Origin of the sequence: Extibacter muris (assembly GCF_004345005.1) — a bacterium.
In the GTDB taxonomy this organism is placed as follows: domain Bacteria; phylum Bacillota; class Clostridia; order Lachnospirales; family Lachnospiraceae; genus Extibacter; species Extibacter muris.
Window position 1 is genome coordinate 67,114 of the sequence record NZ_SMMX01000014.1, and the last position, 7,943, is coordinate 75,056.

The 7,943-nt window shown below is 39.1% G+C and carries 10 protein-coding genes and 2 pseudogenes; 10 read left to right on the top strand and 2 right to left on the bottom strand.

The genetic code is table 11. The features are described from left to right. The first annotated feature begins 48 nt into the window (after positions 1–48). Together E1963_RS14865 and E1963_RS23140 are read left to right on the top strand one after the other, a co-directional pair. On the top strand, positions 49–327 hold the full coding sequence (locus tag E1963_RS14865; RefSeq protein ID WP_132279536.1) for a transposase: 279 nt from the start codon (positions 49–51) through the stop codon (positions 325–327). Positions 328–479: 152 nt separating this feature from the next. Further along, the gene (locus tag E1963_RS23140; RefSeq protein WP_414655376.1) at positions 480–701 is read left to right on the top strand and encodes an IS3 family transposase; all 222 of its coding nucleotides are present in this window, start codon (positions 480–482) and stop codon (positions 699–701) included. On the opposite strand, the gene E1963_RS14875 is transcribed toward E1963_RS23140, so the two are convergent. After that, a complete protein-coding gene (locus E1963_RS14875) occupies positions 644–1,342 on the bottom strand; it encodes a recombinase family protein (protein WP_330570850.1) in 699 nt (232 codons plus the stop codon). The two genes, E1963_RS23140 and E1963_RS14875, sit on opposite strands and share 58 nt — an antisense overlap. Positions 1,343–1,346: 4 nt before the next feature. After that, a complete protein-coding gene (locus tag E1963_RS14880; RefSeq protein ID WP_132279539.1) occupies positions 1,347–1,604 on the bottom strand; it encodes a hypothetical protein in 258 nt (85 codons plus the stop codon). A 388-nt stretch (positions 1,605–1,992) separates the two neighbouring features. On the opposite strand from E1963_RS14880, the gene E1963_RS14885 reads away from it, so the two are divergent. The 8 genes and pseudogenes from E1963_RS14885 (at position 1,993) to E1963_RS14920 (ending at position 7,732) form a co-directional block, all read left to right on the top strand. Then, positions 1,993–2,874 (top strand): AraC family transcriptional regulator, encoded by an 882-nt coding sequence (locus E1963_RS14885; protein WP_132279542.1) that lies wholly within the window; start codon positions 1,993–1,995, stop codon positions 2,872–2,874. Next, positions 2,862–3,905: a C45 family autoproteolytic acyltransferase/hydrolase gene (locus E1963_RS14890; RefSeq protein ID WP_132279577.1), complete on the top strand. Its 1,044-nt coding sequence runs from the start codon at positions 2,862–2,864 to the stop codon at positions 3,903–3,905. Before E1963_RS14885 ends, E1963_RS14890 begins: the two co-directional genes overlap by 13 nt. Beyond that, the gene (locus tag E1963_RS14895; protein WP_132279545.1) at positions 3,883–4,098 is read left to right on the top strand and encodes a cysteine-rich KTR domain-containing protein; all 216 of its coding nucleotides are present in this window, start codon (positions 3,883–3,885) and stop codon (positions 4,096–4,098) included. Before E1963_RS14890 ends, E1963_RS14895 begins: the two co-directional genes overlap by 23 nt. Before the next feature lie 258 nt (positions 4,099–4,356). Beyond that, positions 4,357–4,814, top strand: a pseudogene (locus E1963_RS14900) (RNA polymerase sigma factor). Positions 4,815–4,935: 121 nt separating this feature from the next. Then, on the top strand, positions 4,936–5,217 hold the full coding sequence (locus E1963_RS14905) for a hypothetical protein (RefSeq protein WP_132279551.1): 282 nt from the start codon (positions 4,936–4,938) through the stop codon (positions 5,215–5,217). Between the two features lie 239 nt (positions 5,218–5,456). Next, the gene (locus E1963_RS14910; RefSeq protein ID WP_132279554.1) at positions 5,457–5,825 is read left to right on the top strand and encodes a replication initiator protein A; all 369 of its coding nucleotides are present in this window, start codon (positions 5,457–5,459) and stop codon (positions 5,823–5,825) included. Positions 5,826–6,413: 588 nt separating this feature from the next. Then, a pseudogene (locus tag E1963_RS22800) lies at positions 6,414–6,778 on the top strand (ACT domain-containing protein). Positions 6,779–6,832: 54 nt separating this feature from the next. Beyond that, complete coding sequence (locus tag E1963_RS14920; protein WP_132279557.1) at positions 6,833–7,732, top strand: LysR family transcriptional regulator; 900 nt, start codon at positions 6,833–6,835, stop codon at positions 7,730–7,732. Positions 7,733–7,943 lie beyond the last annotated feature (211 nt).

A 7,943-nucleotide genomic window follows, 5' to 3' on the forward strand; every position in this document is an offset into this window, starting at 1 on the left:
GACACGAAATGTTGAACAACTTATACTTATCAAAAAGGAGTTCAAAAAATGGCAAAGAATCAAAAATCTTACACACCAGAATTTAAGCAGCAGATTGTTGATTTGCATTGCAAAGCTGGCAAAGGCGTAACTGAATTAAGTAACGAATATGGCATTCCAAAAGGCACTGTTTCTACCTGGATTAAGAATCTTGCACCTGTTGCAGTATCTGAGACAGAGACTATTTCATTAAAGGAATATAAGGCTCTTCAAAAAAAGATGAAAGAGCTTGAAATTGAAAATGAAATATTAAAAAAAGCTACTGCCACATTCACAAAAAATCAATAGCTGAATACGTGTCCTTTATTCAAGCTAATGCTAGTAAATAATTTATTAAACAACTCTGCTCTGCACTTAAGTTCCCACGTAGCACTTATTATGCAGCACTTAATCATGTACCATCCAAAAGAGAGCAGGAATACGCTGAATTCAGCAATGCTGTGTTCTCTGTGTACACCGAATTTAAAAAGAGATATGGTGCCATTAAAATTCAAAGAGAACTTAATGACAGGAACATTACATGCTCCGTTAAAAGAGTTCAGCGTCATATGAAAAAACTCGATATTAAAAGCATTGTTGTAAAAAAATATCAGTATCAAAAGAATCAGGGCTCTGTTCCTGACGATAAGGAAAATATCTGCGTATCGGGGAAGTTACGGTAATTTTCCGGTGTGTTCGGCAGACGCTTTCTCAGCTTGTGGGATTTAGAATAGGTCTTGAAGTTGAACGTACACCCGGTATATTCAAAACGTTCCAAAATGCTGATGACTGTCTTGTAATCCCAATGACAGAGATTGTCCGGCGCAGGTTGTCCGTCACGCTTTGCATAATAAACTCTGGGCGTTAAAATCCTATCTTTTGTCAATACTTTTGCAATCTGCATAGGTCCTTTTCCTGCTATACATAATGAAAAGATACGCTTCACGACCTCGGCGGCTTCTTCGTCCACAATCCATTTCTTTTTGTTGTCAAGGTCTTTCCTATACCCATAGGGCGGATTAGTGCAAAGATGTTCGCCGGAATTGCCCTTTGCGCGCATGACAGCGCGGATTTTCTTGCTAGTATCTCTTGCATAAAAATCATTGAACAGATTGCGAAAAGGGGTAAACTCGTTATCGCCTTTGTCGCTGTCTACACCGTCATCAATGAAAAATGTAGGATTGGAAAATCCGTTGTCTGTTGCGTATTTGAGCAATATCTTTTTCTGATTTGCTATGCTGTTGCTCTCCCCGTCAAGTGCGTCCTCTTGACTTAAACGGGCATATAAAGCGGTAATGTTGTCGGGATAATTTTTCGTTGTCATGTGTTCATTCCTCCTGTAATGAACGCCTGACAAACAGGTTGCTGTCTTCATTATAGCGGACTTTTTCTTTCTTGTCAGTAGGCGTTTTGCTGGATTCCGCTTTTATGAGCCGTTTCATTTTGTCATAGAGCAGTTCAGAGCCGCCGCAGATTGTAGATACTTCATAGATGGTGCCGCCGATTTTGTAAGTAACTGTTTCATGCAGCGGATTACCTTTTTTCGGCATAAAATCGCTGTTTTCAATCTCTCGTTTCGGTTCCATTCCTTGCCCGTCCTTTCGTAGTCTAATAAAAGAAAAGTTTCGTAGCAAGCATAGGAAAAGGGTACCCTTTCCGTAATTTTGCCCGTCTGCGCTCTGGGGCTTACCAGACAAAATTGTTTGTTGGGAAGTATCCCAAACCCTCTTATTTTTCTTTCACTACCTACAACACCGCACATGGCGGTTTTGCCAAAGATTTTAGAAAAATTTTATATTTTCCTTTTTTCACTTTTTAAATACGGCTGGAATCGTAAAATGCTAAAACAGAGAAAGAAAGTTTGCAACAAAATTTTTATTCATTTACACTATTTATGAATTTACAAAAGAGCGCATTAAAAGCGAGGAAAAATAAGTAACGAAAAGGTATGCTTATCGTAAAGGAGGCACGCAAATGGAATGGTTGAAAAAGCTAAGCGCAGCCATAGACTATATAGAAAATAATTTAGACGGCGATATATCGTATGATGAAGCTGCGAAAATCGCCTGCTGTTCAACCTTTTATTTTCAACGAATTTTTTCTTATGTAGCGGGCGTTTCGCTGTCAGAATATATCCGGCGCAGACGAATGACACAGGCAGCGTTTGAATTGCAGAGGACGGGCGCGAAAGTCATTGATATTGCCTTAAAATATGGATATACTTCCCCGACTTCATTTAACAGGGCATTTCAGAGCGTTCACAATATCACACCCGCAGCCGCACGCAGTATAGGAAATACATTCAATGCTTATCCAGCAATTCGCTTTTCAGTTCAAGTTACAGGAGGAGCCGCTATGTCATATCATATTACCCAAAAACATTCCATGCGTATGGTGGGTGTTCGTATTCCATTAGTGGAGGACGCGGAGGAAAATTACAGAATTATACCAGAATTTTGGAAGTCTGTTTTGGACAGCAATCTATTTTCTGAAATATGTGATTTATCAAATCAATCCCCGGAAGGAATATTAGGCGTTAGCGTTTATGAAAGCCCCCAAAGGATATTCTATTATATTGCAGTAGCCACGAATGAACCTGCTCCGTCCGGTATGTTTGAATTTGAAGTCCCGTCTGCTACATGGGCTGTCTTTGAGAATAAAGGTTATTTTAAAGAGGATGTGCAGAACATTTTCCGAAGATTTTATACGGAATGGCTGCCATTTTCGGGATATGAATATGCAGGACTTCCAGATGTAGAAGTATATCCCATCTACAAGGAAACGCCGGTAAGCGGTCATTCAGAAGTGTGGATTGCCATAAAAAAGGACAAGGAGGACGGAACATGTATCATTTAAGATTGAAAGGTGACCATTATCAAATGGGTGTTAAGAGAGGAAAAATTTTTCAAAAAAGCAGTATCACATTCCCGCTGCATCTTGATAATTTTCAGCTTGAGCATGGAAGAAAAAGTGAACAGATATTGAAAGATTTTTTCCCCGAAGTATGTGAAGAAATAAGAGGCGTTAGCGATACAGTCGGTGTCAGCTATCTATCCTTTGTATCATGGATGTTATGTATGGGCTGCTGTATGTATAATCTGGAAGATAATATCCCCGTAGAGATTAGAGGGTGTACGGCTTTTGCCTATTTTAAAAACAATAGCGTAATTTATGGCAGAAATAATGATTTACCGCCATTTTTGAAAAACGGGAGTAAGAGCGAAATCTATTCCCCGTCAAATGGAAACAGATTTAACATAACAACATCCTCTTTCATTAACGGAGAAGAAGGAGTGAATGAGTATGGATTAGCAGTTGCAATGACTTTTGTAATGACCAATCTGGAAAACATACAGGCAGGTTTTAATTCATGCTTTATCGTAAGGTATCTGCTTGAAAAAGCGAATAGCACAGAAAACGCGCTGTTTCTGCTGATGAAACTGCCGATAGCGTCTAACTGCAATATCCTTATTGCAGACAAGAACGGAGAAATGCTTGTTGTTGAATGTACGCCTTATGAAAAAAGAATCCGCGAAGCTGTAAGCATGGATAACGGTAAGATTGTGTGTACTGTTAATAGCTTTACATCGGATGAAATGAAGCGGCACGACGCAGCTAAGGGGAACGATTACCATTCTGCAAAACGGTATCATACTGTTATGGAGAATTTCAGCACTCACATAAAAGGAAATCTGATTGAAGCGACCGAACAGCTTCTAAGGGGCAATTACGGGTTTATGTGTCAATATGATGAACCCGATTTTGAAACAGTCTGGAGTTCCGTATTTGATTTGAAAAATCTGATGATATATCGGGCGGAGGGCGACCCGCGAAAAAAGAAATTTGTCGTAGATAGCAGGTTACATGACATTGTGCAAAGAAAATAGAATTTTAGAAGTATATCATTGGATTATGTGTCCTGTCTGCAATAACAAAACACGCAATAAAGTGAGAGAGGACACAGTTTTGATAAATTTTCCGTTGTATTGCCCCAAATGCAAGCAGGAAACATTGATTAACCTACAACAATTTCACATTTCGGTTATAAAAGAGCCAGACGCACAGACGCAGAGCCGATAGCACGCTTAAAATATAGCGGCTATCGGCTTTTCTCTTTTGGACGGAGGTTTTATTATGCCACTTGCCATTACGCAAACATTATTGAACTCATTAAAAAAAGTCTAACCAATACAACGGAAATTTTTTCCCATGAGTATGAACTGTCAATACATTATATATACCTTTATAAATCACATTATTCAAATGCCTATGTAGCTTTGTGCTGCATATGCATTTGTTGTAATAGCCCCCTACTGGGAAGAAAGGGGTGATGAGAAAATGAGGTATTCTGAACAATTCATGGAGCATATCGAGTACGCCTTTGCCGCTTTTTGCAAAGTTGTTCTTGGCAACGCAGCAATCAGCGCATACCGCGATTTTGGACGGAAACAGAAGCGGGAAGTATCGCTTGACTATCTGATGTCTGAAACGCCCTTTGAGCCGTTCACGACAGACAATTACTTTGAACAGTATGACAAGCCGACTGTCTTTGGTGCGAAAGAGCAGAAAATTATTGTGGCAAGTAAACGGTTAGCCGACGCATTATTGAAATTGCCAGAACAGCGGCGCGCTGTCCTGCTGATGTATTTCTTCCTCGGTTATAGTGAAAGAAAAATCGGGAACGAGTACGGAAGAAGCAGAAGCACGGTGAATTACTGAAGCACGCGGCATTGAAGCAGTTAAGAAAGGAATGGTTAAAATCAGAACATGAGAAACAAGAAACTGATACCCTTTGAAGTCATTGATATAGCGTCACAGTTATAGGCACATCAAATAAAATACAGGGCAGGAACACACTGGAAAAGGGATTGCGAGATGCAGTCCTTTTTTGATGTAGAAACAGGAGCGTATCCGATTATGACAAATTTAACAAAGTATGAAATGGAAACCGTAGTCAATTACAATGCCGGAGAACAGACCGCCACTGTCTATACAAGGGATAAGTCAGTGATGCGTAAGTTAGATCGGCTTGTGGCTGATTGTCCTGATAGTTATAAGCTATTAAATCAGACGGACATTGATAAGACCTATTCCATGCCAAAATCATACGTTACTTATCGTAAGCCGAGGGTGGTAAGTGATGAGCAGAGAGAACGGGCAAGGCAGAGAATGGCAAAGATAAATTCCAACGATAATTAACGTGAAAAATGCAGGTACAATGAATTGTGTTTAAGGACTATGTGCAATAAATATTTTCGTGACATAGTGCTTTGTTTGACAGGCATAGGTGGAGCGTGTCATAGATAAAGCGTTTTATTCCTAAAATTCCCATTAATTATCGTATAAAAATGAAATGAGAAAAGAAAGAGGGATAATTCCATGCCAAACAATGAAAAACAGATAAAAAACCGCATAATAACGGAAAGGAGAGCCAAAGAATGGATTTTGAATATTTTTATGGGAAACAAAGCAGCCAGTATGCTTTTTACCGGATACCGAAGCAGTTATTTACGGAAAAACAGTTTGATACTCTGTCAATCGGCGCAAAGCTGCTTTATGGAATGATGGTTGGCCGTATGGAACTGTCGCAGAAAAATGGGTGGATAGACGATTATGGCAGAGCATACATATATTTCACATTTGATGAAGTAAAGGACAGGTTTCATTGTGCTAATGACAAGGCTGTGAAGCTGATGAGGGAGCTTGACAGTGATAAGGGGATTGGACTGATTGAGAGCGTCAGGCAGGGCTTGGGAAAGCCAAATATCATTTATGTTAAAAACTTTGTGTGCGGCTCACAGGCATAAAGAGAGAAACATAACAGAAAAAGGAACATTTTTTATAATAACAGATAGGAATGAGAGGGATTGCGTCGTAGCAGGCATTGTGGGCAATGTCGTATAACTGGCTGTTTATGGGGTTGTGGGTAACGCTGTTTGCAGGATGTGGGAAAGCTGTACTTTCGTTTTTCCATGTGCTGTGAACTTACGTTTCCATGACTCCATAGCCTGTTATGCATATTGTCCATGATGCAAGGGAAAGGATTTAGGATAGGATTGATAGGATTGATTCAGTATGACTATAATCAGTATAATTATTATCAGTATTGTTACATTCCGGTTTTCGGAATTGCAGAAGTTCAAAAAGTTGACTTCAAGAGTTCTGTTTTTCGGAATTCAAGAAGTCAAAGAAATAGACTTCAAGAATTCTGGTTCTCGGAATACAGAAAAACAACTCAATATTAAAAGGACAGTGTTAAAATATAGGAAAAAGCTATGTTAAAGCATAGTTTATTTATATCTTTGTTCATTGGCAGATATGGTAAAATTAAGTATGAAACGAAATGAAAAAATACCAATTGCTGTATAAAATAAACATTAAATCAGAAGGTAACTATGGAACTTAAAAAGTTAGACTTTTCTTTGACTGTCTGCAAAGTGGTGTCGGAAAGTGATATTGACTTAAATAAGGAGTTTTATTTTATTGGAAAGACAGAGTAGGAATATTCGTTAGTATGTATTACGGAAGATACACCTGCAAATACGCTGGAATGCGATGATGGATGGAAAGGGTTCAGAATACAGGGGAAATTAGATTTTTCAATGATTGGCATTCTTTCCCGGCTTACTGGTATTCTTGAGGAGAATAAAATCGGAATATTTGCAGTATCAACATTTAACACGGATTATATTCTTGTAAAGAAGAAAATTTTGACAGAGCATTAAAGGCATTGGCATTGGCTGGATATGATATCATCTGATGGAAACCGTTTTACAATCAGCATATTATCAGGTTGCTTAGATTAGGAGGAAGTATGACGCTACAACAATTAAAATATATGATAGTCGTTGCAGAAAGGGGTTCTATTACAGAAGCGGCAAAAGAACTGTATATTTCCCAGCCAAGCCTTTCCGGTGCTATCAAAGAAGTAGAAAAGGAAGCCGGAATCACCATTTTCAGCCGCTGTCGGGCAGGAGTGGCACTGACAAAGGAGGGCATGGAGTTTTTAGGATATGCAAGGCAGGTCGTTCAGCAGATGGAGCTTTTGGAATCAAAATATATTGACAAAAAGCCTGCAAAGCAGAGATTTTGTGTTTCCACGCAGCATTATACCTTTACGGCAAATGCGTTTGTGGAACTGGTACAGCATTTTGGACAGGAGAGGTTTGAGTTTATCCTGAATGAAACGCAGACACACCAGATAGTGGAAGATGTACGGAACAGGTTCAGTGATTTGGGAATCCTGTATCTTTGCAACAGCAACGAAAATGTGCTAAGAAAGCTGTTTGAGGAGTATAATTTGAATTTTTATGAATTGTTTGCCGCAACGCCTCATATTTTTATTGGCATAAATCACCCGCTGGCAAAACGCACATCGGTTAAATTGGAGGATTTAAGACCATATCCCCGGCTTAGTTTCGTGCAGGGAACCTATGAATCTTCCAATTTTTCAGAGGAGCTTTTCAGCAATGAGCCTGTGGAAAGGAGCATTAAAGTCAGTGACCGTGCTGCTATTGTGAATCTGATGATTGGTTTGGACGGATATACGATTTCAAGCGGTATTTTCCCGAAATACCTGCAGGGAGATTCCATTGTTTCTATTCCTTTGGAGGAAAAAGAAGTGATGCATATTGGATACATACTGAACAAGGATAAAGAACTATCCGAGTTAGGGGAGATTTATGTTGAGGCATTGAAACAGTATCAGACATAAATGAAACATAGGCGCAACCTATGTAACAGTATATAAAACAGATATTACCTATTACATGATGTTCCGTGCTAAGATATAGAAACGGAAAGACCAACTATTAAAAGTCAAGTAGATAATTAAAAAAAGTAAAAAGAAATTTTCTGGTAAAAAGAGCACGACAATAAGGCCTGCTATCATGCAAGCCAGAACTGGGATATAAGGAGTTACGCTT